Genomic DNA, 26996 nt, shown 5'->3' on the forward strand with positions numbered 1-26996 from the left:
GTATGCCGGATTGATTGCACATAAGAAGGATTGCGGCATGCAGGGTAATGAGCATGCGTAAAAAATGACATATCAATATTTATGATTGCAAAGAGAAGATTTATGCATCATTGGTCAAGATTCTGACTAATAAATTACAAAATATTGACTTTTTGTGAGTCTGATCATACCCTTATGAAGTGAGATACTGAGTGTCTTTTATGAAAATATGCCCATATATTAAGTTTGAATAAATAAATTATTAATTCAAACTTAAGGTTTCGTAAGGGATTTATGAAAACTGGCATGTTGATTTAATTATTTAATGCCATTATTTTTTACATCACAGTTACTTATTGTGGAGAACCATAATGCAGACACATTGGGAATAAAAGAAGAAATGCCTTCTTATGCATTAAGTCAAAATTTTAATAAATATACACATTGATATTAATTTCCCACCGCCGTTATATAGGATCGGCGTTAATGATTTCTCCGAAAATACTAAATCCAAACAGTAGAATTATAAGTCATAAATCTAGCAATGAAATATGTAAATTACTATCAAAACAGCCACTGTTTTGGTGTTTGAGTCATGAACAAGTGTTGAAACTTTCATGTTACTCAAATTTAATAAGAGGCAAAAGAGGTGGTGTAATTTATCAAAGTGGAGATATGTGTAACCACCTTTACTTTGTGGTTTATGGAACTGTAAAGATATCAATAAGTAAAGAGTCGGGGATTGAAAAAGTTATAGAATTAGTTGGGGAAAACTCATTTTTTGGAGAAGCCGCACTTCTACTAAAAATGCCACACCAGAATATGGCGCAGTTTGTGCAAGATACACTTATTTTGAAGGTGGCATCTGAAGGGATAAACGAAATTTTCAACAAAAGCCAGGAATTTTCAATTGGGCTAATTGATTGTCTGGCGTATCGTCAGATTAAACTGATGAAAAGTATAGAAAGAATATCTATAGAAAGCGCATTGCAGCGTGTGGCAAATTACTTAGTCGATTTGTCTAATGAGTCAGGTGATTCACTTATGAGTTCAATAAAGTTGCCGGCTAATAAAAGTTTAGTGGCTTCATTTTTATGTCTGGCACCTGAAACATTCTCACGTGTATTAAAAAAGTTGATTAACCTTAAATTAATTAAAGTCGAGAATAAGGAAATTAAAATACTCGACATGAAGGAGCTAATCAAAAAAGGAATGTAATGCAACTTGGCTTCTTTATAAATATAGGTAAGTATGAATGTGATGCAGGGAAAGATATTAACTAGATTAGGAAGTTGATGATAATGAGATGTATTGCAAGTGATAAAAATGAAATTTTGTCACATTAATGAATCATCTATACTGCAATGATCAAATGAAGAACTCAACAGACTTTACTGATGTTAGCAGTGCAATAGCTAATACGCTTAAAGAGTACAGAAAACGTGAAAAACTATCATTAGATACGTTATCTAAACAAGCATCCGTTAGTAAAGGAATGTTAGTTGACATTGAACGTGGTACAGCAAATCCAAGCGTTGGGTTGTTATGCAAACTGTCGAAGGTTATTGGAATTCCGGTATCTGATTTTGTGAGTGTATGCGAGAAAAATACTATAAAGTTAATTAATAATAGTAACTTTGAGTGCATGAATAATTCTGGGAGAAATGTAAATGAGTTACTGCTAGGGAAAGTAGAGGATAAAAGTGCATTGGAATTGTGGTCGGTTAATATCTTACCAGGTGAATCATACCAACCTAAAAAGAAACTGAATAGCACAACGGTGATCTTACACGTAATGAGTGGGACGATTGAAATTAAAAATAAGAACAATTTGATTGAGGTGATGGAAGGCTATTCTATTGTGATTAGTAATGAATTCATCATAAACAATAATAGCAATATGAAAGCAGCAAAGATATATGTAGCACTGACTGAGTTGTAAGAAATTTAATTTCAGATTTTCTTGCAGGGGAGAATATTGTTTTACTAGTGCATAAATAACAATATCTATTGCATTGGATGCAAAGTGATAATAAGCATGAGAGTTAAATTCCTTTAAGTATTATTTAAATTACTATAAATTTGCATACAAAATCACGATTACATAAGCTCTGCTAGGAATGGGAAAGTGGCATTAAGTTATATATAAGCTACGAAGCTAAATATACATATAATAACAGTTAAAAAAATTAAAGCCGTAGGTGCAGGTAAATTCGATGCTCAATTAACATCACTAATTACCAATATTATATTTGGTAAATTAATATACAATTATATTTAAATAATGTTATTTTAAGATAATATAACACATTATGAAAGGTGTTGCATATCATCAACATTAAGTCATTTTATTGACTGAAATTTTATATTATATTGACTTTGATGCGGCCAAATTATAGCCTGAAGTTATCTAACTTCACGACAAGGAACTCTGCAGACAACCTGAAAATTGAATCAATTAATTAGACATGAAAAAGTGAAAACCAGATATGGATTACCATTTTTTCTATTGAAAATTATTGCACATACTCTTATGTCAATAATGAATTGTATAAAATTAATGAGGAAAGTATGTCTACAAATATAAAGCAGAGTCAATCTACACAGGCAATTCATGGTGGCCATTCGCCAAATCCGGTAACAGGTGCTATTGCACCAGATATTAGTATGTCAGTAAATTATGCATGCAAATGGGGGGAGATTGGTTTTTCTGCAGAGGGGACAGATATTGATAATAACGTTCTCGCATATCAGCGTGAAGCACACCCAAACGGACAACTTCTTGAAGCAAGACTAGCTATTCTAGAAGGTGGGGAAGATGCTGTTGTTTTTGCAAGTGGGATAGGTGCAATTAGTGGATTACTTTTACACTTACTTTCACCTGGTGATCATCTTTTATTTAGCGATATTTCTTATGCAGGTGCTGCAGAATTTGTTCGCGGACTACTGAAATCTACGGGAGTCGAAGTTTCAGTTGCAGATATGGCTGACATCAAAGATGTTGAATCAAAACTACAACCAAATACAAAGATAATTTATGCAGAGACACCATGTAATCCATCAATGAAATTAGCTGATATTGCGGCACTATCATCACTATCAAAAAAATATAAAACCCAACTAGTAATTGACTCGACCTTCGCGACACCAGTTTTAACTAAGCCAATTGAACTTGGAGCCGATTATGTAATTCATTCACTAACTAAGTATATTGGTGGGCATGGTGATGCACTGGGCGGCGCCGTTGTAGGACGTAAGGATGATATGCAATCTCTGAGATTAAAGGTTGGTATACACCTTGGAGCTACGCTTAGTCCATTCTACTCATGGCTTATTCTTCGTGGACTTGAAACACTCAATATTCGAATGGATGCCTATGCTAAGAATGCAGAAGAGATTGCTAAATTCTTGGAAAGTCATCCATTTGTGGAAAAGGTTAGATACCCAGGGCTACCAAGTCATCCTCAATATGAACTATGCAAGAAACAGATGCGTAATGGGTCTGGCATGATTGCATTTTCAGTTAAAAATGCAGAAGTATTTGGTAAAAATTTTGATACTGAATTTAATATTATAAAATTTGCTACTTCACTGGGGCAGTCCCAAACACTTATCCTCTACTGTGATACCGCAGATCTTCAAAAGACAACATTTCAATTAGATAGTGAGCATCTTGAAAAATATAAAGAGTTTGCTGGGGATGGATTTTTTAGGTTGAGTGTTGGGCTGGAGAGTTCAGATGACTTAATTAATGATTTGAGAAAGGCTCTCGATAAGTCTTTAGATGACTTAATGTCATTATAGTATTTGAGGCTACTCATCATATGATGAGTAGCCTTATTATTTTAACCATGGACAGTAAAATTGTTTTAGGCGGATTGAATTTAAAAAATCAGAGTGAATTTTTATGATTGATTCAAAAACTTGCAAAGTGAAGAGAATAGGATTTCTCTTACTTAATTCTGCTTCAGTAGCTGATTTGTCAATCGTAACTGAAATTCTTCACAAGGCAAATAATTTATCCAATAAAAATCATTATGAGTATTTGACGCTGTCATTGGATGGTGCCCCTGTGCGCCTTAATACAGGCTTAAAACTTAATGCTGACTTAGCATTGAGACATGCACCTTCACTAGATTATTTATTTATCTTTTCTACTAATATTAGCGATGAAATCGCCCTTCATTTGCTAGAAAGCGGAATAAAAAAACAAAATCAAGAATTAATGGTTCTTGTTGCAATGAATTGTGCTAGTTTCTGGCTTGGTAAACTAGGATTTCTTGATGGTAAGAGAGCCACAATAATATGGGAAATTTTTGAAAAATTCAGTCGTGAATGTCCTAATGTAATTGTGACTTCAAATTTATATGAATATGATGGAAACTGTGCAACATGTGCCGGTGGGGCATCTACATTTGATTTTATGCATTATCTACTAAGTGACCATCATGATCACGACTTCATAACTTCTCTTGCTGAAGTTTTTGTGATGGAAAGAATTAGAAATAGCTCTCATCGGCAGCGAATTCCTTTAGTCATGAAAATTGGAAATAATCAACCAGTACTAACAGAGGCGGTTGCATTGATGGAGGCTAACCTTAGCGAACCATTATCTACTGCAGAAATATCTAGATATGTAGGTGTATCAACTAGACAGTTAGAAAGATTATTCAAAAAATATCTTAACAAAATGCCATCCAAATATTACTTGGAGTTAAGACTGTTCTATGCAAAAACCTTATTAACGGGCAGCTCGGTTTCTATTTTAGACATAGGGAAGATGTCAGGCTTCAGTAATGGACCACATTTTACAACTACTTATTATAAGCACTTCGGAGTTAGGCCTCGTGAAGATAGAAAGTGCAAATTGGCATAGCGAGAAAAATTATGTATACAAAACTAGCTCTTATTTCATTATTGCAATATAAGCGTTGGGTTGAAGACGTTGTGCATAATAAACTAGAAATATATCATAATAAAAGTGGTAGCAATTCAGATGAACTTCAAGTTTATACCAATACAGTATTTATTAAAACATGCAATGCATATAATTCCATTTTCGTGGATGGCGAAGTGTATGCGATTGGCATGATTAGAGAAGTTTCATCTCGAGATATACATGCCGAAACTCTAAAAATTAATGATTTGCTAATTTCGAGTATAGCAAATTGGCCAGGTAATTCTTCGACAATAGATTTCCATTTAGATGGAATACATAAGAATAAACTGAAGGTTGAAGAAGCAATAGTCCATCTTGTGATGGATAGCATTGTGACATTGGGGAAAGTGGCGTGCCATATTTCTGAGGCATTATGTTGCGATATAAATATCAGCTACAGTGAAATGCTGAGATTGAATTAGTCAAGTATGTTGATAACAAAATGTTACGCGTAATTGCGATTTGTTAGAAAAACCATAAATTTATCTCCAATGTGCAAGTTTGAACTTGTAATTAATATGGCTAGAATTGAATGGCTGTAAAACTTAACATGGAGATTTTGAGATGAATTATAGACTTGCATTAATTGGTTTTGGTGGTGTTAACCAGGGGTTGGTCGACTTGTTGTGGCAAAAACGAGTTTTTACAAAAAATAATGATATTGAATTTAAAATTACTGTAATTGCTGATCTGCGATTTGGAATTATTAAGTGCGAGGATGGGTTTGATCTCAATGATTTGAAAGATTTTATTTCGTCAGGTTTAAAAAAAGATAAATTTACAAGAAATACTAAATTCCATATTCAAGAGAATTCTGATATTAACTCCATATTGAGTGTAATTGAAGAGGATTTTGTTGATATTGTTGTTGAAGCTACATTTACAGATCCAAACACTGGAGAGCCTGCTCTTTCTCATTGCAAGCATGCACTTAGTAAAGGAAAGCATGTTGTAACAACAAATAAAGGACCAGTTGCTCTCGCATTAGGTGAACTAATGGAGATCGCAAAATCTAAAAATGTATGTTTCAAATATGAAGGGGCAGTAATGAGTGGCACCCCAGTTTTGCGACAGATCACAAAAACATTGAAGGGTGCAGATGTAAACAGTTTTGCAGGAATCCTAAATGGAACCAGCAATTTTGTTCTTGAAGAAATGAGTAAAAGTATCTCTTTCGACAGCGCCGTAAAGAAGGCACAAGAGCTTGGATATGCTGAAGCAAATCCAGCAGCGGACGTTGAGGGTTATGATGTGCAATTAAAAGTTATAATTCTTGCTAATGCATTATGGGGAGAGGGTATTACAAGAGACGACGTCCCGTGTCGTGGTATCACCAATATCACTACTCAGGATATTATTTCGGCTCAAAGCGAAGGGTATACATGGAGGCTTGTTGGTTCAGCTAAAAAAGAAGATAGTGGCAAGATCACTGCTTCAGTGCAGCCCAAAAAAATTAGAATAGGCCATCCTTTAACAGCAGCATCTGGAGTAACAAATGCAATCTCATTTGAAACAGATGTAGTTGGAACTGTGACAATTTCAGGACCAGGAGCTGGCAGAATTGAAACAGCATTTGCTATTTTTTCTGACTTAATTGAACTTAGTTCTGAGCAGAAAGACTATGCGGTCGAAAAAAAAGACTTGTCGCATGAGGTGAGAGCATGAACCACAATAGCATATTCAATGTTCAAAAACCCACAATTTGTTCTGTAAACTCCCCGTATGACAATTCTCATATAGGATCGGTAGTGATTACGGAAAAAGATGATGTCGATACAGTTATAAAAAATGCCACCTATGGATCTTCCATATCAGCAATGCTTACTAGGGCTGAGAGATCAGATATTCTGCTTCGAGTTGCAGATAAAATTAAAAATCAGGCTGAAAAATTTGCAATAACAATTTCGCGTGAGGCTGGTAAAACACTTACTCAGGCGCGTAAAGAAGTTGCACGTTGTGTAAACACTCTTCGTCTTTCAGCAGAGGAAGCAAAGCGACTAACTGGAGAGATAATTCCATTTGATTCATATGTAGGGTCAGAGAACAGGTTTGGTTACTTTACATATGAACCGCTTGGAATTATTTTAGCTATCACTCCATTCAATGATCCTCTTAACTTGGTAGCACATAAAATTGGACCAGCAATTGCCGCTGGTAATTCATTGATTCTGAAACCCTCATTGCTCGCACCATTATCATCACAGGGTCTAGTAGAGGCATTCTGGGATGCTGGTTTGCCACGAGATATTTTGCAGATTGCTCATGGTGATGCAGATCTTGCATCTGAACTGGTAGCAAGAAAAGAAATTAGGATGATTACTTTTACAGGTGGTGCGAAGACTGGTGAGACTATAACAAGAACCGCAGGTCTAAAAAAAATTGCAATGGACTTGGGGGGAAATGCGCCAGTAATTGTTATGCCAGATTGTGACTTGCTTGATGCAGCTGAATCTTGTGTCTCTGGTGCCTTTTGGGCCGCCGGACAGAATTGTATTGGGACGCAAAGAATATTTGTTGCTAAAGCAATCTTTGAGCAGTTTTCTAAATGTATGGTTGAAATTACTGAGAGGATGGTTATTGGAAACCCAATGCTGGATACAACTGACATGGGCCCGATGATCACTGAAGACCAGGCTATTCGTGTTAAATGTTGGGTTGATTCTGCTGTTCAAGAAGGAGCTATTGTTCTTACTGGCAATGTACGTGAAGGTGCTGTGTATCATCCAACAATTCTAACAAATGTTCCTTGTAATTCATTGGTCTGGAAAGAAGAGATATTTGCTCCGGTTGTGTCTTTAGTGCCATTTGAAAACATTGAAGAAGCAATTGCAGAGGCAAATAATGTTGAATCGAGTTTACATGCTGCCATTTTTACTAATAATCTAGAGATAGCGATGATGGTGTCTGAGAAATTGGAAGCTGGAGGAGTGATGATTAATGACTCTTCCGACTATCGATTTGATGGTATGCCATTTGGGGGATTCAAATACGGCTCGCTAGGGCGAGAAGGTGTAAAGTTTTCAGTACATGAAATGTCTCAACCTAAAGTGGTTTGTTTTAGAAGACCAGTGTAAATAATTATGGGTCAGCTTCATGCTGACCCAATGGAGAGTTTAATGAGATTTAATGTAAAGGGAAGCTTGGTTGCTTTGATAACTCCCATGCAAAAGGATGGCGCAATCGACTATGAGTCATTAGAAAATTTGGTCAATTTTCATGTTGAATCTGGAACTAATGCAATTGTATCAGTAGGTACAACTGGAGAGCCGACAACATTATCAACTAAAGAGCACTTGTCTGTATTGGCATCAACAATAAAATATGCAGCAGGTAGAATTCCAATTATTGCTGGGACTGGAAGTAATTCAACAAGTGAAGCAATTGATTTGGCGAAGGAGGCGAGTAGTTTAGGGGCTTCGGGGTGTCTTCAAGTGGTTCCTTATTATAATAAGCCAACTCAGACTGGTTTGTATAAGCATTTTGACTTAATCTCATCAAGTGTAGATTTGCCAATTGTAATTTATAATGTTCCAAGCCGTACAGTGGTTGATATTTCTAATGATGTAATCATAGACCTGGCTCAAAGTAAAAATATTGTCGGAATTAAAGATGCTACAGGAAAATTGAATAAGGGGATGCAGTTAATTAGTAAAGCACCTCATGATTTTATGATATATAGTGGTGATGATGCAACGGCAATTTTGTTAATGCTAATGGGCGGTCACGGAAATATTTCGGTAACTGCTAATATTTTTCCACGAGAGATGAGTAGGCTTTGCAATTTGGCAATGAATGGCAATCTTTCTGAAGCAAAGAAAATTCATATGGCATTATTGGATGTCCATAATTACCTATTTTTGGAGTCAAATCCAATACCAGTGAAGTGGGCGCTTGCATTTTTAGGTTTAGCTCATGAAGGTATTCGATTGCCGCTTCATGAGCTAAGCTTTGAATATAGAACGATTTTGGGAAATGCTATTTTGCGTGCTAAGCAAAATTTAACTGTGTGAATTTTAGGTAAAATTTATGCTAATTGAAATTGATCCAATAGATAAATCAATTCTTAATGAATTGGTAAATGATGCACGTATATCGCTTTCAAATTTATCTCGCAAGATCGGTATCTCAAGGCAGGCAGTTAAACAAAGAATTGATCGTCTTGAACAAAATAAGATTATTACAGGTTATACTGCGAAATTATCCGCATTGGATAATAAACGTATGGTGGACTCAATTTTTTTAGTGTATAGAAAAGATAGAATGAGAGGTGCGGATGTAACTTCAGCTATCTCAAAGATTGCTGAAGTTACAAATTGTGTTGTATTAAGTGGAGATGTTGATCTTATGGTTCAGGTTAGAGCAGATTCACATGCCAGGATTAATGAAATTTGGAGTTTTATTAGTTCAATAGCTGGAGTTCAAAATATAACAACTTGTTTTGTTCTTTCTACTGTAGTGAGTAGGTGATTGAATCGCCCCGGCTTCTCTAGACACTCTTGAGCCGTTGGAAATATTGCTTCTCAAACTCTACCGGCGATAGCCCGTTTGCGGAACCATGCCGGCGTTTCGGGTTGTAGAACATCTCGATGTAATCGAAGATGTCCCGCCGGGCCTCTTCCCTATCGTGATAGATTTTGCGCTTGATACGCTCACGCTTCAGCAACTGGAAAAAACTCTCCGCCACGGCATTGTCGTGGCAGTTCCCGCGCCGACTCATGCTGGGCACCAAGCGATGAGCTTTCAAGAAGTCCTGCCAATTGTAGCTACTGAACTGACTTCCTTCGTCGGAATGCACCAGTACCTCATGCTTGGGCTGACGTCGCCATACCGCCATCAACAGAGCATTCAGCACCAGCTCTCTATCGATACGTGACTGCATCCACCAGCTAATCACCTGCCGCGATAACAGGTCCAGCATCACCGCCAGGTACAACCACTCCTCATGTGTGCGGATATAAGTGATGTCGGTCACCCAAGCTTTATTCGGTTCATTCACGGTGAACTGGCGTTGCAGGTGGTTAGGTGCCACCACTGCCGGGCGGCTACTGTAATGCCCAGGACGTCGATGGTAGCCAGTCTGCGAACGTAAGCCCTCCTGCTTCATCAGCCGAGCCACACGATGTTTCCGCAGCGCTCTCCCTGAGCCTGCAAATCGTCATGCACCTTGCGATAGCCATAGACACCGCCACTTTCGAGCCAGGCATGCTTGATGTGCCCCAGCAAGCGTTGGTCTTCACGCGCTCGAGGTGAATGTGGGGATGCTCTCCAGGCGTAGTAGCCACTGGGGTGCACTGCCATGACCCAACACAGTCGTCGAACTGGGAATTGTTGCGCGTGGGCCCGGATGAAGGCATACCTTACCCGGACTCCTTGGCAAAGTATGCGGCGGCCTTTTTTAGGATGTCGCGCTCCTCGGTGACCCGTTTAAGCTCTGCCTTGAGACGTCGGATTTCGGCTTGCTGGTCTGCAGGTTCGGCCGATTGTATGCGCTTGGGGTCGTAGCGTTTCAGCCATTGATACAGGCTGTGGGCAGAGACGCCGAGGCGGCTGGCGACTTCGGCCACAGGGTAACTACGCTCGGTTACCTGTTTGACCGCTTCAATCTTGAACTCTTCGGGGAAACGCGGTGTGCTCATGGACATCCTCCTATGCTCAAATCATAAGGCAGGAATGCCTACAAGAGCCGGGTCAGTCCAGCGAGGGTCTTGAGGTGTCTAGGAAAGGAGGGGCGATTCATACTATGTGAAATGCCACCGACAAAGTCGGTGGCATCAAGTGTGGAGTACCACATTACAACCTTCATTATCTAGATCACGAAAGTCATTTTATTTTTAAATGTCATAAATTTTATGATAAGAATTAAATTTAAAATTGTTGGGCTATATTTTCGTACCATGTATGATATAAATCTCTGATAAGACTACATCATAGGTTTATTTCTATGGTATTCAATATGTCTTGTAAGTAAAAGTCATGGTTGTGGCAATGACGAATAGTATTTAGCCAAAGCTTTTATGGTCGCATCATCAAGGCCTCCTACCATATTCATCATTACTTGGTAATCTCGATTTCCATTACGATCACGGAATGTAAGCATCTGCTTTTCAAGATATGCAGCTTTTTGTCCTGCAAGACTTGGCCATTGTTCTGCGATACTAACACCATCTATTCCGTGACAGGATACACAAGTACCATTAATAATAGTCTTAGCTTTGGCTAAAGCTGGATCTTCATCGGCAAATGCGGCTGCATTCAGAAACAGGCCAAATACTATAAGCAAATAAGCTGGAAATTTCATGAATATCTCCATATAAGTTATCTGAAAATCTAGCCGTACTATTGATCTGTGTGCGCTAGATTTGAATAATAGTTAGCCAGCGCTTTAATGGTGTCATCGTCAAGTGTTGATGCATTTGCATTCATTGATGCATCAATACGAGTTTTTTCTCTGAAGTCTTTTAATTGCTTTTCAATATAGCTTGCGCCTAGACCTCGGAGATTCGGAAATGTATCTACTGGGCTTATACCATTAGTGCCATGACACGCAGAACATAATGTGGTTACTAATTCTTTTGCTTTCAAATCAGATGCATCTTGTGCAGATACAAATTCGCTAAGTGTCAGTATTGACAGTGCCGCGAAGAATAATAAAGCTGGTGTCTTACTCATTTCGTGACTCCTAAGATTCCATATATTCTTTTAACTAAATATTCACTGCTCACTATCTATTTGCAGTGCAGTTAAGCAGGATATATCTAGTTGGCCATGTAACAGAACATGCGGTGAGGTTAGCTTCACCGCATGCGTATACTATGCCTGAATGTTATCAATTATCCTTGAGAGGGTAATTTGCAAAAGAACCAATTGGCCTTTCTTTTGCACCTTTCAGGCCCCAGAGTACACGAGCATGAGCGAAAATACCTGCTGGTGCGGGGATGCGGTATTCAGCTACTTGCTTCAATGTCTTTGAATCATAAATCTTCAAGCGATCACCACCTGAGCTTGAGTTAATGTAAAGATATTTACCATCCCTTGTATATTCGGGATAGTCTGTGTCATAACCTACGTCTACACTCTTAACATACTCCAGCTTTTCTTTATCGATAAACATCATGTCTTTACCGGCATTGCCACCAACTGCAATATATGGTGCATTCGGATGAATTGCGATAGAGGAGGAGTTGGCTGGTACCTTAATTTGTTTGAATAGTTTGAAATTTTCGTCAAATGCGGTAACGACATAATCCTTGTAGTTCTTTGTTGAGCAATCGCCATCGACGTCATCAAGGTAACCACCATTGCTACCAAAGTAGAGCTTACTTCCATCTTTTCTATATAGAACAGATCCAGAACCTACTAGAGGGCTACAGCCGGCAGGAAACTGTGAAACTATTTTTTTCGTTTCGCCATCAATCGCAATAATCTTATTGTTAGGTCTACGATCAGAGATAAAGATATAGCGCATATCTTCTGATGTAAATCCATCATAGAGATAAGCATTTTGTGTAACGTCAGTTGGTAGATGTGTATTCAACTTAGTAACAGGCATGCCAGGTTTGTTTGGTTCAATAAGCCATACCTCACCTGTAAATCGGGCTGCTACAGCAAACATGCCCCCATTAGGGGTCAGGGCTCTAACGATACTGGAATAGCTTCCACCTACCGGTCCCCCGCGAAGTTGACCACCTGTTGGATTATCACCAGTTATCCTGAATTCTTTAACAGGCTCAAGCGTATCTGCATTCAGAATCGTGATATTACCTGGAATAATACCACCTGTGGCAATCCACTTCCCATCCCAAGTAATATCAAAGAATGGTCCGGATTGCGAAGTTTTTACCCTCCGTACAGCTTGCATTGTGTATAGGTCAATTTTATAAAGTTCCCCGACATCTGTACGTGCATAAGCCCAACGTGGATTGACTGGGTTATAACGGAACATATGTGGTGCTCTTGCAGTTGGTACTTCCCCAACCTTTTTATTAGTTGCACCATCAAAGAATACAACCCGAGATTCAGGTGCTTGAGCATGGCGACCGCGCTGCATAACAGCCATCAAATCCAGAGGGTTTGCGCTATATACAGGCTTGTTAGGAAGTGTTTTTTCATCGACCATCACTTTTAGTGAGGCCTTCGAGTCCTCTAGAGTCCAATCTAGGTTATCGGCACTTTCTGTACGAATCAAAAGGGCAATGGCACTGATTTCTTTATCTGAAAGCCGTCCAGCCCAAGGTGGCATAATTGTATTGGCAATACCAGTCTTGATCATCATAGACACAGTATCATTCGTAAGATCGCCTAGACGCTCTTTAACAAGTGGTGGAATAAATCGATTCCCCACCCGTCCTGCCTGGTGACACCCTGCACAGTTGTCTGCATACAACTGCCGAGCATTAAGTTCTGGTTCAGCAAACACTGAGGATGCTAGGCCCCAAGCAGTTAAACCTGCGAGAGCAAGTTTTGTGAGTTTGAAATTTTCAACCATCTCACATCTCCATAAATTAAGGTTAATAATACCGTTAGTGGAAAATATACCGTTACAAATGAGGTATTGTTTATTTGGCGATTAACTAATCCAGTGGTTTTTTAAAACTTAGTCAAATATGTGTTTTTTTAATTTGGAGAGTACTGATTTTGATGTGGTTGATGGTTAAAATTTACAAACTAAATACAAATTACTATTTTTGTGGTTTTGTTTTTAAGTTATTAATTCAATTGATTTTTTTATTTTGGTGTGTTGAGTTGTTGATATTTGCTACTTCCCCAATAATTAATAGGCATGGAGAAGGGAAGTCTTTAATTGCTAAAGGAATATCCTGTAATGTTAAAATCGCACAGTTTTGATTTTTGGTTGTTCCTGCATGTATCAAAGCAGCAGGGGTTTTAGCAGAGCGGCCATGGTTTAACAAATTGTCAACAACAATGTGAGCATTTGCCACTGCCATGTAAAAAACTAAAGTACAGGTTGGGTCTGCAAGGGAATTCCAATCTAAATTTAGAAATGATCCATTTTTTAAATGGCCTGTAATAAACCGAACGCTTGTTGCTACACCCCTATGAGTTAGAGGAATGCCATATGCTGCTGCACAGCCAGTTGCTGCAGTAATTCCTGGTATAACTTCTACTACAATTTTTTTTTGGCTTAAAAAAAGTAATTCTTCACCACCCCTGCCAAAAATGAACGGGTCGCCTCCTTTGAGGCGTGCAATGCATTTTTTTGATTTTGTCAGCTTTAGCAATAAGTTATTGATTTCATCTTGTTGATTCGAGTTGCAACCAGGTATTTTGCCGACATTGTGAAATTCAGCTTTGGGGTTTGCATAGCCTAATATTTCAGGGTTGACTAAATGATCAAATACGACCGCATCTGCGATTTTTAATATATTTAGTGCGCGAAGAGTTATTAGCTCAGGGTCCCCTGGGCCTGCACCGATTAGAATGACTTTGCCGTTCACTATGAACTCCCAAGTAATAAAGGTGAAACTTGATATCTTGACGTCACCAGGTTCTGGTTATGTGTTGTTATTGTGTTTTGTACTCTAAGAAAGAAGAGTTCGATGCGGTCGTTTCTTAGAAGTACAAAATTTTTAAAACACAAGCTAAATAAGCAAATTTAAGTCATTAGCGCAATTGCATTTAAAAGCATGCTGTCAATGACATCAGTTTGAGTTTGCTGTGTCTGCCCCGGCTTCTTGTTCTGTACCACGAAAAATGATCAGAATTAGCAGGAAGTTGCTCATATCCATATTTAAACAATGGTTAAATTGCCTAAATTGCGTAAAATTCAATAAAATACTACTAATATCGCGAATGTGGCGCTGATATGAGCATTAAATGCTGTGAACGTAGAAATTTTGGGAATACTAAAATTCTGTACGAGTTAAGTAAAATGAATTATTCTTAATGCTGTTAAGCAAAACTTAAGGAGAGATGGCGTGAGCTTGTTACATCCTCAACTGGCAGCGTTTGCTGCTGTCGTGGAAGAGGGAAGTTTCGACGCGGCAGGAAGGCAGTTATGTATTACAACCTCTGCCGTATCCCAGCGCATAAAAGCCCTTGAAGATCGCTTGGGACAAGTCCTCATCGTTAGACAGCTACCCTGCCGTCCAACACCTGCAGGAGCTTTACTGCTGCGAAGGTTGCTACCTATCCAAATGCTCGAAGTTGAAGCATTGGAGGATTTTCATTTGCTTAATAGCCAGGGAATAACCAATAGAGCAATTACAATTGCTGTAAATAGTGATTCGCTTGCTACATGGGTCCTTGAAGTCTTGGCCCAGCTGAATAGAGAAAATGGATATCTGTTTGACGTGCGAGTTGACGACCAAGACCATACGCTTAAGTTACTGCGTGATGGCTCTGTATTGGGAACTGTCACTGGTGATGCATCTGTTGTGCAAGGATGTGAGATTGTGTCTTTAGGGGCGATGCGCTACCACGCAATTGCAGCGCCGCAATTTGCAGCACGCTATTTTCCTGATGGAGTTAATGAAAATTCTCTCTCACAGGCTCCAATGATTGTCTTTGACCGTAAGGATGAATTGCAGTGGCGTTTTATACAAAAAATAGCACGCACCAAACCATGTCCTCCAATACATTACTTGCCAACTCCTACTGGATTTGTTGATGCTGCTGCTCTTGGTTTGGGTTGGTGCCTTGCCCCTGAGCTGCTTTTACGATCTGCCCTTGATAAAGGGATGGTTAACCTAATTGCCCCTGATAGTTGGCTTGACGTGGATCTTTACTGGCAGCATGTGGCCGTCAGATCTGATACGTTGAAAAATATCAGCACAGCACTGACCAAGGTGGCGTCAAAAGCTTTGTATACTTCCTGCTAAGCCATCAGAGAGGATTTGATAATGGGTATGGACGCTCCACCCTGTCAGGCTTGCCTGGTGAGGTAGGAGGTGTGTCACTTACAAAGGGGTCCTCCAGGACAATCAAGTCCATTGCCTGGATCTAGCCAAGCAAGTTTGGTCTGTCTCGTTTTTGTGGACAGCGGGTGAAGCACTCAGCATTTAACGACCACGCTCGTATTCAACCGGGGTGACATACCCCAGGGTCGAATGACGTCGTTGGTGATTGTAAAAGCGGATGTAATCAAACACATCCGTACGCGCTTCCTTGTAGCTCCGGTAGTGGGTCAGATAAACACGTTCCGACTTCAGAGAACGGAAGAAACTCTCCATCGTTGCATTGACGCTCCTATGTCAACTAGTGCGTGTCGAATCAGCTAGATCGGCCAGGATGAGCGGGTACAGTTCCCTGACGATGTAACGCTTCAGGCAGCGATGAATCTCTTTGTTCGACATGCCTTCTTTGCTCCGGCGTTCGACGTATGCTTTCGTTCTTGGGTCGCTGCGCATGCGTACCATGGCAATGGTCCACAGAGCATTGTTCGCAGAACGATCTCCGCCCCTGTTCAGGCGATGCCGGACCGTTTTGCCAGACGATGCCTGCAAAGGATTTGTGCCACAAAGTGCTGCCAAGGCGGCTTCGCTCTTCAGACGTTCCGGATTATCCCCTGCAACGGCAACAAGTACTGCTGCCGTTTGAGGACCCACACCGAATCGTTCACGAAGCCGCTTGGCATCTCTCGTGCTGACGATGTGCGATGTAGCCATGCATAGCAGGTACTACGGGATACAAGAAACAGTTGGAACAACGGGCCGACCGGGGAGCGGCTCGACAGCGGCTGAATGGCACGGAACCTCACTTCGTGGGTTGCGAGAAGATGAAGAGCGCCTTTTTTAGAACATCGCGTTCCATGGTGTCGCGGGCCAGTTCGTCGCGAAGTCGTTTCAGTAAGGCCGCTTCGCTGCTCTGTCTGCCTCTTGAAATATGCGCTTCCACATGTCGAGTAGCGACTCGGTAATCTCGAACGCTTGGGCGACATGCCGTAATGGTGTGCAGGCAAGTACCTGTTCAACCGCCTCTCGCTTGAGGTTATCGGGAACAGGCCCTGCACCACGGCCAGCCCCCCCCTCATGCCTGTAGATATAAGTTGTATCGGTTGGGCAGGCTCTATTCATATCATCCCAGGGGAGCTGGCGTTGCACGTGGTTAGGTGCGACCACTGCCGGGTGGCCACTGTAATGCCCAGGACGTCGGTGGTAGCCCATCTCCGAACGCAAGCGCTTCTGCTTCGTCAGTCGTAACACATGATGTTTGCCACAGCACTCTCCCTGAGCCTGCATGTCCTCATGCACCTTGCGATAGCCATAGGCACCGCTACTTTTGAGCCACGCCTGCTTAATGTGCCCCAGCAAGCGATGGTCTTCCCTCGCTCGAGGTGAATGCGGGGATGCTCCTGGTGTAGTAGCCACTGGGGTGCACTGTCATTACCCAACACAGTCGTCGAACTGGGAATTGTGAGCCCGGATGAATGCATACCTTACCCGGACTCCTTGGCAAAGTATGCAGCGGCCAACTTTTAGGATGTCGCACTCCTCGGTCACCCGTTTCAGCTCTGACTTGAGGTGTTTGATTTCGGCTTGCTGGTCTATAGGTTCGACCGGTTTGGCCCGTGTTGGGTCACAGCGTTTAGCCATTGATACAGGCTGTGTGCAGATACGCAGAGACGGTTGGCGACTTCGGCTGCAAGGTAACCGCGCTCGGTTACCTGGTTGACTACTTCAGTCTTGAGATCTTTGGGAAACGCAGCTTGCTCATGGCACCTCCTTGTGGGGCCAAGTGTGAGGCTCTTGATGTGTCTAGGGAAGACGTTGATTTCAGATAAATGTATAAATATCAATTAGGTAAGTTGGATTCGTGTGTGGTAAATCACACAACAGATGGTCAGTAGATTGACCGTAAAGTATCAAATTGTTGACTTTTTGATGTTGCATATATAGTCTATGAACATAAGACTCTCGTGATGATTAAGTAAAAATTAAACAAATGTGCGGTAAGTCAGATTGAACTTCAATCCTTTTAAATAATTGGAGTTGATTAAATACTCGTATGTTAACTAAAAAATTCATTCATCTTATTGTGGCTGTTATGCTGCAAATAGAATTTATCATATTCAGTTAGATTTTTCTAAATACTGGAATCGCAGAGTAGATATATGGAATTAAAAGATGTTGTATACGGGGATTGGCATGGTGGACCAAAATGGATTTGTAAAATCCAATCAGTCAGTGGTTCAAAGTTCAATGCACACAGTGATGACATTGTTGAAGTAATTGAAAATTTAAAGAAAATAAAAATAATTAATTCTTATATTAGTAATGTCATTGTTAAAGACACAATGCTCATTGGCATTGGAGATCGTGATGTTTTTGGTAAAGAAAAAGCTTTGATCTGTATTGATAATGAATCCACATTGTGGATTATAGGTCAGATCCCTAATGGATACTGGAGATATGGAAAACTAGTTTGGTGGCCAGGCTGTTATGAGGTTTCATTCCTTCGTCAGTATAAATTAATTTCTGATCTTGTGATAAAAAGGTTACATAATGGTGGGCCGTCATGCATTTCCATGTTTTTGCATAATATAAATGGATATGAATTTATTGCTAGGACTGGCTGTGGGAATGAATCCGCATTTACCATCCCTTGCGAAGATGGAATTTTTACATACCCATTAGTAATAGTAGATGGAAATGTTGATGATGATAAAACTAAGTTAGTAAACTCACTTAATAAGCTTAGGATGGTCGCGGGTGTTCAGCCTTCTGAACAGTTTTATTTGAATCAATATTAGAAAGGTAATTATATGGCATGGGTTTTATTGATTGTTGCAGGTTTTTTTGAAGTTGCATGGGCCTATACCATGAAATTATCAAATGGCTTTACTGATTTTAAGTATTCATTTTTGACAGTTTTTATTGCAATGCTTGGTTTTATGATGTTATCTGTTTCAATGAAAACATTGCCACTTGGAACTGCTTATACAATTTGGACTGGTATTGGTGCTGTTGGTGCATTTGTTGTGGGTATTGTGTTCTTAGGTGAGGTTGCATCGGTCCAAAGAATTACTGCAGCAGGCCTTATTCTTACAGGCCTTGTTATGTTAAAAATTTCAACGTGAAGTCAAAAGGAGAGGTGTCATGCTTATTATTTTATCAACTGCTTTATTTTCTATTATCATAGCTTGTGCGTATGTTTGCTTGTATTTCGATTCGAAAAAGAAAGTAGAGTTTGTGAATTTTGTTTCTAATTTAGGAGTTGATATAGATATTAATTATCCATGTACAGGGGGGGCGGTGTGTGTAGATACTAAAAACAAGAAAGTCTTCATTGGTAATAAAAAAGATCATAATGTAATAAACTTTTCAGATGTGACAAACTTTAATAAGTTTTCTACTGACAGTGTTTATTACCTAGATATTTTTTTAACTGGTTATAAATCAAATAAAATCAGTTTAAAGTTTCCCTATTCGGCAATGCAAAGGAATGTTTATGATTTATTTTGTGGGATAAAAAATGGTTGCTAATCGAATAGAGCCATTAGCCTGTATGGGCTAATGGCTCTATTCAATTCGATGCCTTTTTTGGCTTGGCGTACTGATTTAATAGATTTTATTTACCTGGCGGCTTAATTTTATATATGATTTTTATCTTGCCGTGATTGTAAGTTTTTGTAGTTGCCATACTTTTTAAAAGTAGTTTTTCAAATATGTGAAAATTTGATAGTGATGTGTCTTTGAAGCGTCTTAATTGATTTTTTTAAATTAAACATGGCTATCGGTCTATTGATTTTAAGATGCAGTATTGATGCATAATTAATATGTGGTTCTTTGTGGTGGTTTATCTAAGTGATCTATATCAAAGAATAATTTTTATGTGCGTATAAAATTACGCCAATACTATTTGCGTGGATCAATACGGTGCTGTATTTAATCTGAACTGGTAGGTTTGTATGTCTTATTTTTTTAAGATACTTCGGCTTAATGTTGACGTTAGATTTTTTTATTTCATGTTTTTTATATTAAATAATGCATTTGCTTCGGGTTATGAGGCAAATTCATCAGATAGGGTTAGTAAATTAACTCACTTGGTGAAAGAGGATTGTGCTGCATGTCACGGTGGACTCTTAAAAGGTGGGTTGGGACCTGCTCTAGAAAAAGAGAGCTTGGTTATGAAATCTGATGATTATCTTGTGAAAATAATTCTGAATGGCAGTCCTGGAACTCCGATGCCGCCATGGAGCCAATTTTTAACTGAGGATGATGCAAAATGGATAGTGAAATGGCTAAGGCACCATTGAGTGTGATAGTTCTTTGTATTCTATCGGTTATTACTGGCTGTGCATCCCCGAATATACGGGGAACTGGAGATTTGGGCGTAATTATTGAACGATCTTCGGGAAGTGTACAGATTGTAGATGGGACTGATTGTGTTTCATTGGGACGAGTCACTGGGCTTGGTGACCTTTCTCATGCATCTTTAGTCTTTTCAAAAGATCAAAGATTTGTTTTTGTCTTTGGCAGAGATGGTGGAATTACAAAAATTGATTTGCTCTTGGGTAAAGTTGTGAAGAGAGTTATTCAAGCCACTAATAGCATTGGTGGTGCTATATCCGCAGATGGAAAATTAATTGCTGTACAAAATTATGAGCCAGGTGGAGTTAAAATTTTTGATTCCAAATCATTGAATTTGATTTCACAGATTGTTGCTCCAATTGGTGCAACCGGGAAGCCCTCACGTGTTGTTGGTTTGGCAGATTTGCCTGATAATAAATTTGCGTATTCACTATTTGATTCAAACGAAATTGACATAGTTGATGTAAAGAAGCCTAGTGATCCTAGTGTCACAAGATTTAAAAATATTGGCAAAAGTCCATATGATGCGTTAGCAAGCCCTGATGGACGTTATTATATTGCAGGACTATATGGGGAGGATGGTCTAGCAATCGTAGATAACTGGAATCCCGAATCTGGCGCTAGACGTATTTTGTCTGGTTATGGTCGAGGTGAAAAAAACCTTCCAGTATACAAAATGCCACATTTGCGGGGTTGGTCCCTTTCGGGAGAATTAGCATTTTTCCCGTCAATTGGTCATCATGAAGTAATTATGGCAGATGCACATAATTGGAATCAGATAACATCAATTAAAGTTGCTGGCCAGCCTGTTTTTGTTATGGCAGACCCTTCAGGTAGACGAGTTTGGGTTAATTTTGCCTATCCTGACAATGATAAAGTACAAGTAATTGATGTGCCGACACGTTCAATTATAGCTACGTTGAGTCCCGGAAAGGCAATTCTCCATATGGAGTTTACTTCGAAGGGTGATGCAGTTTGGCTGTCAAGTCGCGATGATAACAAAGTCGTTGTAATTGATACAAGCAGTCTTAAAGTTATAAATGAGCTAAGTGCAGAAAGTCCATCTGGAATATTTTTCAGTTGGCGCTCTTCACGGATTGGTATGTAATTCGGAGATGTGCTTTGACAATAAATACTTCAATTCTAGATAATAAGCTTGCATTGCACTTGCTGAATGATCTGCAGCACTCATTTCCTATTGAGCCTCGACCTTTCTATACAATTTCTAGAAATTTTCCTGGTTCATTTTTTGAAGGAGATATTATTGAGTTGCTATCTGATTCATTAGGATGTGGAGTTTTGTCTCGCATTGGAGCGATATTCCCGCCCAAGTCCGTGGGGAGCAGTACCTTAGCAGCCATGTCAGTGCCTTCGGAAAAATTGAGCCATGTTGTCGCAGTAGTTAATTCCTACAGAGAAGTAAATCATAATTATTTGCGAGATCACTTCTATAATTTATGGTTTGTTGTTGCGGCAAATACTAAGCAGATGGTTTTAAATGTTTTAGATGACATAGAATGCAAAACTGGTATAAAGCCTTTAAATCTTCCAATGGTCAAGGAGTATCATATTGATTTGGCATTCAAATTTATGGGCGAGGGGAAACTCTGTACGATTCCTTCAATTCCTGACTGTGAAATTTTTTACGAGCCATCAGTTAGCTCTATCTGCAGAGAAATGTTAATTGCTGCTATAGCCTCAGGAATTCCACTAGTATCCCGTCCATTTTATGAAATTGGCTTGAGGTGTGGTTTATCTGAATTTGACGTAATTAATCAGATTAAATACTGGATGCATGTGGGCGTTGTTAAAAGATTTGGTGCGGTTGTTAGGCACCATGAGCTTGGTTTTCGTTCAAATGCTATGTGTGTTTGGAAGATAGATGATGTTAATGAGCGTGAGAGGATCGCATTAAAACTTTCTGATGAACCTTCCGTTACATTATGTTATGAGCGCCCACCAATATTACCAGATTGGCCATATCAGTTGTTTACAATGATCCATGCAAAAAGTGAGATTGAACTGAGAACAATTGTTGCGGACATTGTAGCCAGGAATTGCATAAGTCATATTCCACATGAAATTTTGCGTTCAACTCAAAGATTTAAACAGGTGGGAGCACAATATGGATTGCAGTAATCAACTGAGTAGTTTAGAAGTAGCATTAATTAATACGCTTCAAGATGGATTTCCGATAGTGCAATACCCATTTCATGAAGTGGCTGATGCTATTGGTGTCACTGAGGGAGCAGTTTTAAATTGTTTGAAAAATTTGCTTGATAAGAATCTTCTGACAAGATTTGGTCCGTTATTTCAAATTGAAAAAATGGGAGGTGTTTTTGTTTTGGCAGCTATGTCGGTTCCTGAGGAGCGCTTTGATATAGTTTCTGCTTATGTCAATTCACTTACAGTTATTGCGCATAATTATAGGAGAGAGCATTCGTTAAATATGTGGTTTGTTTTTGCAGCAGAAAATTATTCTGAAATTGTCAATTCTGCAGAAGATATTGAGAAAATGTCTGGTTGTAAAGTGATCTTACTGCCAAAAGAAAGAGAGTACTTTATTGGCATGAGGTTTCGAGTTGGTGAGGATGTACCAGTTGGTGCTACTTCTGCTACAGATTGTATTTTGAATAAGTCAATCGCAATAAGTGAGATAGATCGTCAGTTGATTAAGATAACACAATCTGGGTTGCCCATTTGTCAAGAACCATACAAGGAAGTAGGACGAGAAATCGGTCTTGACCCTATCGATGTAATGAAGCGTCTTCAATATTGGGTCGATGTTGGTCTAATCCGTCGTATTGGTGCTGTCCCAAATCATTATTCGCTTGGATTTCTTGGTAATGGAATGGCTGTGTTTGATGTTGATGATGATGTAGTGGATGAATTTGGAATTCGTCTTGGTGCATTAGATGAGGTTAGCCATTGTTATCGTAGACCTAGGAGTTTACCCGATTGGCCATATAATCTCTTTGTAATGCTTCATGGTAAAGATAATAGTGCAGTCCTTGATTCTCTCTCAGTGATAAAGGCCATCCTTGGTGATCGGTGTCAAAATAGTGATATTTTATTTTCCAGTAAAATTTTAAAGAAAACCGGATTGCGAATTAATTAGACAATACACTTTCTGAAATATTATGTTACGCTTAACTAACTACCTAAAATACCTGTTACATCCAATTGTAGCCCCTAATCACAATAACAAGCCAACTGGCCCAGTTGTGATATGGAATCTTATTCGGCGCTGCAATCTTACATGCCAGCACTGTTACTCCACCTCTGCCAACAAGGACTTTCTGGGCGAACTGAGTACGAAAGAAGCCTGTGCAGTGATGGATGATCTTTACTCTTTTGGCGTGAGGGTGCTCATTCTATCCGGTGGCGAGCCCTTGCTGCGGCCAGATATTTTCGAGCTCGCTGCTCGTGCCAAAACCATGGGTTTTTATGTAGGTTTGTCCAGCAATGGCACGTTGATTGATGAGCATAATATTTCAGCTCTGGCCTCTGTCGGCTTTGACTATGTCGGTGTCAGTCTAGATGGTATTGGTGCCACCCATGACCGCTTCCGACGTTTGGCCGGTGGCTACGATCTGGCCTTGCGTGGTATGCGGCTGGCGCGCGATGCTGGGCTAAAGGTGGGCCTGCGCTACACCATGACCGAAGATAACGCCGATGACCTGCCAGCACTGCTGCAATTGCTGGCAGTTGAGGACATCGACAAATTTTATTTTTCCCATCTCAACTACGCTGGCCGCGGAAATAAGCACCGGGCAGACGATGCCCGCCAGCCGCGCACCCGCTGGGCGATGGACCTGTTGATTGAGGCCTGTCTGCAGCACATCCGCGCTGGTAAACCGCGTGACTTTGTTACCGGTAATAATGATGCTGATGCTGTTTATTTACTGCACTGGGCAACACGCAATTATCCGGAGCAGGCTGCGCAGCTACACCAGCGCTTGCTAGCCTGGGGAGGCAATGCGAGTGGGGTGAATGTGGCTAATATTGACAATCTAGGCAATGTGCACCCTGATACCATGTGGTGGAAAGTTCAGCTTGGTAATGTACGTGATCGGCCGTTTTCTGCCATTTGGCAGGATGAATCCCACCCGCTGATGGCCGGCCTGCGCCAGTCGCCACGTCCAGTTGAAGGACGCTGTGCAGCCTGTCAGCATCTGGCCATCTGCAATGGCAATACGCGTGTACGTGCTTGGGAGCTGACTGGAAACTTCTGGGCGGCGGATCCGGCTTGTTATCTGAGTGATGAGGAAGTAGGAGTTGTTAGTGGTGAGCATACCCTGGTGCCACTCACTCCGTGGCGGAAGGGATCTCCATGATGGTAGGCTGGGCAACAATGCGGGGCATGATATTGAGTGCTGGCAATAATACGGTTCGTATAGTACTGCGCTTTGTTTTCTTTAAATGGTATAGCGTATGCCAGTTTGCCATTTATCAGTTTAACTGTGCAGTTTTGTTCTCAATGCTCAGCTCACCTTTAAATGCAGCCCCCGCTGCTGGGACCTCTGAGATTTTGCAACTGTATGATCAGCATTGCTTACGCTGCCACACTAATAGCCAGCTTAGCGGTGCGAGTTCTTCCTTGCTCTCGGAAAGCTTTGGACGGCAGACGTCTGCCACAATCAGTAACTCCGTTTGGTCGTCAAGTGCCTCTCAAGTGAGTGAGGAACAGTTCATCCAGCTCCGCTCGTATGTTCAGAGCACACCATCACGCTGGAATGATCTAGACATGCGTGCCTCACACCGCCAACCTGCAGTACTATCCAGTCTGCCAGCAAAGCCTCAATATAGTGCTAACCCGCTTAACCTGTTTGTGGTGGTAGAGTCGGGTGACGACCATATCAGCGTGGTGGATGGTGATAGTTTCCAGACAATTATCCGTTTTGCCAGCCATTATGGTGTGCATGGTGGCCTCAAATTCTCACCCGATGGGCGCTTTGTTTATTTTTCCAGCCGCGATGGCTGGGTTACCCAATATGATCTGTACAGCCTGCAGGTAGTCGCAGACATTCGTGTTGGCCTGAATACAAGTAATATTGCAATATCTGATGATGGAAATTTGATTCTTGCCGGCAATACTCAGCCGCAGACTCTAGTGTTGTTGGATGCTCATGGCTTAGCTCCTATTAAGACCATTGCTGTGCATGATGCTGCTGGCCACCCATCTCGTGTGTCTGCTGTGTATGATGCCTCATCCCGCCACAGTTTTGTTGTTGCCTTGAAAGATATCCCCGAGTTATGGGAGATTAATTACGACCTCAAGAACAAATGGACAAAGTCGGGAATTATACATGGCCAACAAATGGGTAGGCCACTTGAGCAGCAGGTGGGGGGAACTCCACGAGTGACATCTCTGTCAACGATTCTTGACGACTTTTACTTTGATTCGTCCTACAAACATGTGTTAGGAGTGTCCCAAAGCGGCAAAGTGCAGGTCATCAGTCTTGATTCACATAGCAAGGTAACAGATTTACCTTTGAATGGTATGCCTCATCTGGGGGCAAGTATTAGTTTTGAACGTGATGGTCATCTCATCATGGCTACACCTAATCTTAGAAATGGACAACTAAGTTTTATTGATATGCACAGCTGGCAGCTGATTAAGGAGGTAGAGCTGCCAGGCCCAGGATTCTTCATGCGCAGCCATGAAAACACGCCATATGTTTGGGCTGACTCCATGTTGAGTACACACAAAGATACGTTATCAATAATCGATAAGCGTAGTCTGAGCGTGGTACAGCAGATGGTGCTAAGACCAGGAAAAACGACAGCACATGTTGAATTCACAGGTGATGGACGTTATGTGCTGGTGTCTTTGATGGAAAATCCTGGGGAGCTGATTATAGTGGATGCTAAATCTCTGCATGAGGTTGCCACGTTGCCTATGGCCAAGCCTACCGGAAAATACAATGTATTTAACAAGTTAAAACGCTTGGAAGGTGCAAGTCAATGACGATGGTAGCAACTACCTGATTTTACTCTTTCTAATTATCAATGAATCACTACCATAAAGCCAAGAGTAAACATAATAAGTCCTGAGATTTGATTCATCTTTCTTGTGTTATTCTCTTTGGATTTCAATTTGTGAGCCAAGAAAACCGCTAGGATATCTACACTAGTATTAAGAAGCACACAAATAGTACCCATGATAACAAACTGATAAGCTACAGGTTTGTATGGCTGGATGAATTGTGGAATAAAGGCTAAAAAGAACATTGCTGTCTTAATATTCATAAATTCAACCATGACCCCATCTAACCAAGCTTTTTTAAACCCATTATGTTGAACTGACTCAGCACTATTCCTTGTTGGGTTTGTATTCCAAGCCTTTAACCCGATATAGATCAGATAGCTAGCACCTACGTATTTCACTATCCCATAAGCTAGGGGAGATTTGACTATCAGTAAAGACAGCCCAAGTGCAGCTGCTAAAACATGTAACATTCCACCCAATGATGTTCCTAATGAAGATGCAATACCTGCTGCTTTTCCACACGAAACTGTCTTTGCGGCTACAAAAGCAATACCTGGGCCTGGGATTATTGCCAATGTTAATGCTGCTATGAAAAAGGATGCTGGAGGTGTCATGTTTTTACGCTTTCAAATTAAGTCTTAGTTATGAAGATTTTATGGCTGTTTAATAAATTGTTTGTGATGATTTTATGTTTATCTTTTTGGGGTGGTATCACTTAAGTTTTGTACTTCTTTTTCTAAATGATATTTCATCGTTCTGAGTGAGACTTTTATTTTTCATTGCTCACGCGATATTAATTCAGTGACGCTATCTTGGT

The 26996-nt window shown here is 40.3% G+C and carries 26 protein-coding genes and 3 pseudogenes; 19 read left to right on the top strand and 10 right to left on the bottom strand.

Going from position 1 to position 26996, the window contains the following annotated elements; all coding sequences use genetic code 11:
* Positions 1 to 465 precede the first annotated feature (465 nt).
* The 9 genes from HWX34_RS12675 to HWX34_RS12715 all read left to right on the top strand — a co-directional run bounded on the left by HWX34_RS12675 (position 466) and on the right by HWX34_RS12715 (position 9385).
* Entirely contained in the window at positions 466 to 1197 is a 732-nt protein-coding gene (locus HWX34_RS12675) for a Crp/Fnr family transcriptional regulator (RefSeq protein WP_178972586.1), read from the top strand.
* A 154-nt stretch (positions 1198 to 1351) separates the two neighbouring features.
* Complete coding sequence (locus HWX34_RS12680; protein WP_178972587.1) at positions 1352 to 1921, top strand: helix-turn-helix domain-containing protein; 570 nt, start codon at positions 1352 to 1354, stop codon at positions 1919 to 1921.
* A 629-nt stretch (positions 1922 to 2550) separates the two neighbouring features.
* A complete protein-coding gene (locus HWX34_RS12685) occupies positions 2551 to 3783 on the top strand; it encodes a PLP-dependent aspartate aminotransferase family protein (RefSeq protein WP_178972588.1) in 1233 nt (410 codons plus the stop codon).
* 103 nt (positions 3784 to 3886) lie between these two features.
* Entirely contained in the window at positions 3887 to 4855 is a 969-nt protein-coding gene (locus HWX34_RS12690; RefSeq protein ID WP_178972589.1) for a GlxA family transcriptional regulator, read from the top strand.
* 11 nt (positions 4856 to 4866) lie between these two features.
* Positions 4867 to 5340 carry a hypothetical protein gene (locus HWX34_RS12695; protein ID WP_178972590.1) on the top strand — a complete coding sequence of 158 codons (474 nt, stop codon included), beginning with the start codon at positions 4867 to 4869 and terminating at the stop codon, positions 5338 to 5340.
* Between the two features lie 142 nt (positions 5341 to 5482).
* Positions 5483 to 6583, top strand: a complete 1101-nt coding sequence (locus tag HWX34_RS12700) for a homoserine dehydrogenase (RefSeq protein ID WP_178972591.1) — start codon at positions 5483 to 5485, stop codon at positions 6581 to 6583.
* Positions 6580 to 7992 (top strand): aldehyde dehydrogenase family protein, encoded by a 1413-nt coding sequence (locus tag HWX34_RS12705; RefSeq protein WP_178972592.1) that lies wholly within the window; start codon positions 6580 to 6582, stop codon positions 7990 to 7992. Before HWX34_RS12700 ends, HWX34_RS12705 begins: the two co-directional genes overlap by 4 nt.
* Positions 7993 to 8034: 42 nt before the next feature.
* Complete coding sequence (dapA, locus tag HWX34_RS12710) at positions 8035 to 8928, top strand: 4-hydroxy-tetrahydrodipicolinate synthase (protein WP_178972593.1); 894 nt, start codon at positions 8035 to 8037, stop codon at positions 8926 to 8928.
* Positions 8929 to 8944: 16 nt separating this feature from the next.
* A complete protein-coding gene (locus HWX34_RS12715; RefSeq protein ID WP_218645169.1) occupies positions 8945 to 9385 on the top strand; it encodes an Lrp/AsnC family transcriptional regulator in 441 nt (146 codons plus the stop codon).
* Between the two features lie 19 nt (positions 9386 to 9404).
* Here HWX34_RS12715 and HWX34_RS12720 read toward each other — a convergent pair.
* From HWX34_RS12720 to cobA, 5 genes and pseudogenes are all read right to left on the bottom strand, one after another.
* Positions 9405 to 10554: pseudogene (locus HWX34_RS12720) on the bottom strand (IS3 family transposase).
* Between the two features lie 335 nt (positions 10555 to 10889).
* On the bottom strand, positions 10890 to 11216 hold the full coding sequence (locus tag HWX34_RS12725) for a c-type cytochrome (protein WP_178972594.1): 327 nt from the start codon (positions 11214 to 11216) through the stop codon (positions 10890 to 10892).
* Positions 11217 to 11254: 38 nt separating this feature from the next.
* Entirely contained in the window at positions 11255 to 11587 is a 333-nt protein-coding gene (locus tag HWX34_RS12730; RefSeq protein WP_178972595.1) for a cytochrome c, read from the bottom strand.
* A gap of 157 nt (positions 11588 to 11744) precedes the next feature.
* Positions 11745 to 13403 (bottom strand): nitrite reductase, encoded by a 1659-nt coding sequence (locus HWX34_RS12735; RefSeq protein WP_178972596.1) that lies wholly within the window; start codon positions 13401 to 13403, stop codon positions 11745 to 11747.
* A 226-nt stretch (positions 13404 to 13629) separates the two neighbouring features.
* The gene (gene cobA / locus HWX34_RS12740; protein ID WP_178972597.1) at positions 13630 to 14373 is read right to left on the bottom strand and encodes a uroporphyrinogen-III C-methyltransferase; all 744 of its coding nucleotides are present in this window, start codon (positions 14371 to 14373) and stop codon (positions 13630 to 13632) included.
* Between the two features lie 480 nt (positions 14374 to 14853).
* Here cobA and HWX34_RS12745 point away from each other — a divergent pair, with 480 nt between their 5' ends.
* On the top strand, positions 14854 to 15756 hold the full coding sequence (locus HWX34_RS12745) for a LysR family transcriptional regulator ArgP (protein ID WP_178972598.1): 903 nt from the start codon (positions 14854 to 14856) through the stop codon (positions 15754 to 15756).
* A 180-nt stretch (positions 15757 to 15936) separates the two neighbouring features.
* On the opposite strand, the pseudogene HWX34_RS12750 reads toward HWX34_RS12745, so the two are convergent.
* From HWX34_RS12750 to HWX34_RS21605, 4 genes and pseudogenes are all read right to left on the bottom strand, one after another.
* Positions 15937 to 16116 (bottom strand): annotated as a pseudogene (locus tag HWX34_RS12750) (IS3 family transposase); the annotation flags it as partial.
* A 12-nt stretch (positions 16117 to 16128) separates the two neighbouring features.
* Positions 16129 to 16509: pseudogene (locus HWX34_RS12755) on the bottom strand (transposase); the annotation flags it as partial.
* Between the two features lie 210 nt (positions 16510 to 16719).
* Positions 16720 to 17244, bottom strand: coding sequence for an IS3 family transposase (locus HWX34_RS21600; RefSeq protein WP_370459743.1), 525 nt, complete (start codon positions 17242 to 17244; stop codon positions 16720 to 16722).
* 176 nt (positions 17245 to 17420) lie between these two features.
* Positions 17421 to 17672, bottom strand: a complete 252-nt coding sequence (locus HWX34_RS21605) for a transposase (RefSeq protein ID WP_178972601.1) — start codon at positions 17670 to 17672, stop codon at positions 17421 to 17423.
* Between the two features lie 315 nt (positions 17673 to 17987).
* Between HWX34_RS21605 and HWX34_RS12770 the strand changes: the two genes are divergently transcribed.
* The 9 genes from HWX34_RS12770 (at position 17988) to HWX34_RS12810 (ending at position 26158) form a co-directional block, all read left to right on the top strand.
* Positions 17988 to 18626 carry a hypothetical protein gene (locus tag HWX34_RS12770; RefSeq protein WP_178972602.1) on the top strand — a complete coding sequence of 213 codons (639 nt, stop codon included), beginning with the start codon at positions 17988 to 17990 and terminating at the stop codon, positions 18624 to 18626.
* Between the two features lie 12 nt (positions 18627 to 18638).
* Positions 18639 to 18953: a multidrug efflux SMR transporter gene (locus HWX34_RS12775; RefSeq protein ID WP_178972603.1), complete on the top strand. Its 315-nt coding sequence runs from the start codon at positions 18639 to 18641 to the stop codon at positions 18951 to 18953.
* Positions 18954 to 18972: 19 nt separating this feature from the next.
* Positions 18973 to 19359, top strand: coding sequence for a hypothetical protein (locus HWX34_RS12780; RefSeq protein WP_178972604.1), 387 nt, complete (start codon positions 18973 to 18975; stop codon positions 19357 to 19359).
* A gap of 425 nt (positions 19360 to 19784) precedes the next feature.
* A complete protein-coding gene (locus HWX34_RS12785) occupies positions 19785 to 20132 on the top strand; it encodes a cytochrome c (protein ID WP_255496708.1) in 348 nt (115 codons plus the stop codon).
* Entirely contained in the window at positions 20114 to 21295 is a 1182-nt protein-coding gene (locus HWX34_RS12790; RefSeq protein WP_178972605.1) for a cytochrome D1 domain-containing protein, read from the top strand. The genes HWX34_RS12785 and HWX34_RS12790 overlap by 19 nt, the downstream gene beginning before the upstream one ends.
* 14 nt (positions 21296 to 21309) lie before the next feature.
* A complete protein-coding gene (locus HWX34_RS12795) occupies positions 21310 to 22326 on the top strand; it encodes an Lrp/AsnC family transcriptional regulator (protein WP_178972606.1) in 1017 nt (338 codons plus the stop codon).
* Entirely contained in the window at positions 22313 to 23305 is a 993-nt protein-coding gene (locus HWX34_RS12800; RefSeq protein ID WP_178972607.1) for an Lrp/AsnC family transcriptional regulator, read from the top strand. The genes HWX34_RS12795 and HWX34_RS12800 overlap by 14 nt, the downstream gene beginning before the upstream one ends.
* Positions 23306 to 23327: 22 nt before the next feature.
* Complete coding sequence (nirJ, locus tag HWX34_RS12805; protein ID WP_178972608.1) at positions 23328 to 24524, top strand: heme d1 biosynthesis radical SAM protein NirJ; 1197 nt, start codon at positions 23328 to 23330, stop codon at positions 24522 to 24524.
* A complete protein-coding gene (locus HWX34_RS12810) occupies positions 24521 to 26158 on the top strand; it encodes a cytochrome D1 domain-containing protein (RefSeq protein WP_178972609.1) in 1638 nt (545 codons plus the stop codon). Before nirJ ends, HWX34_RS12810 begins: the two co-directional genes overlap by 4 nt.
* Before the next feature lie 38 nt (positions 26159 to 26196).
* On the opposite strand, the gene HWX34_RS12815 is transcribed toward HWX34_RS12810, so the two are convergent.
* Entirely contained in the window at positions 26197 to 26793 is a 597-nt protein-coding gene (locus HWX34_RS12815; RefSeq protein WP_178972610.1) for a LysE family translocator, read from the bottom strand.
* Positions 26794 to 26996: the final 203 nt, after the last annotated feature.

Origin of the sequence: Aquitalea sp. LB_tupeE (genome assembly GCF_013391415.1) — a bacterium.
GTDB lineage: Bacteria > Pseudomonadota > Gammaproteobacteria > Burkholderiales > Chromobacteriaceae > Aquitalea.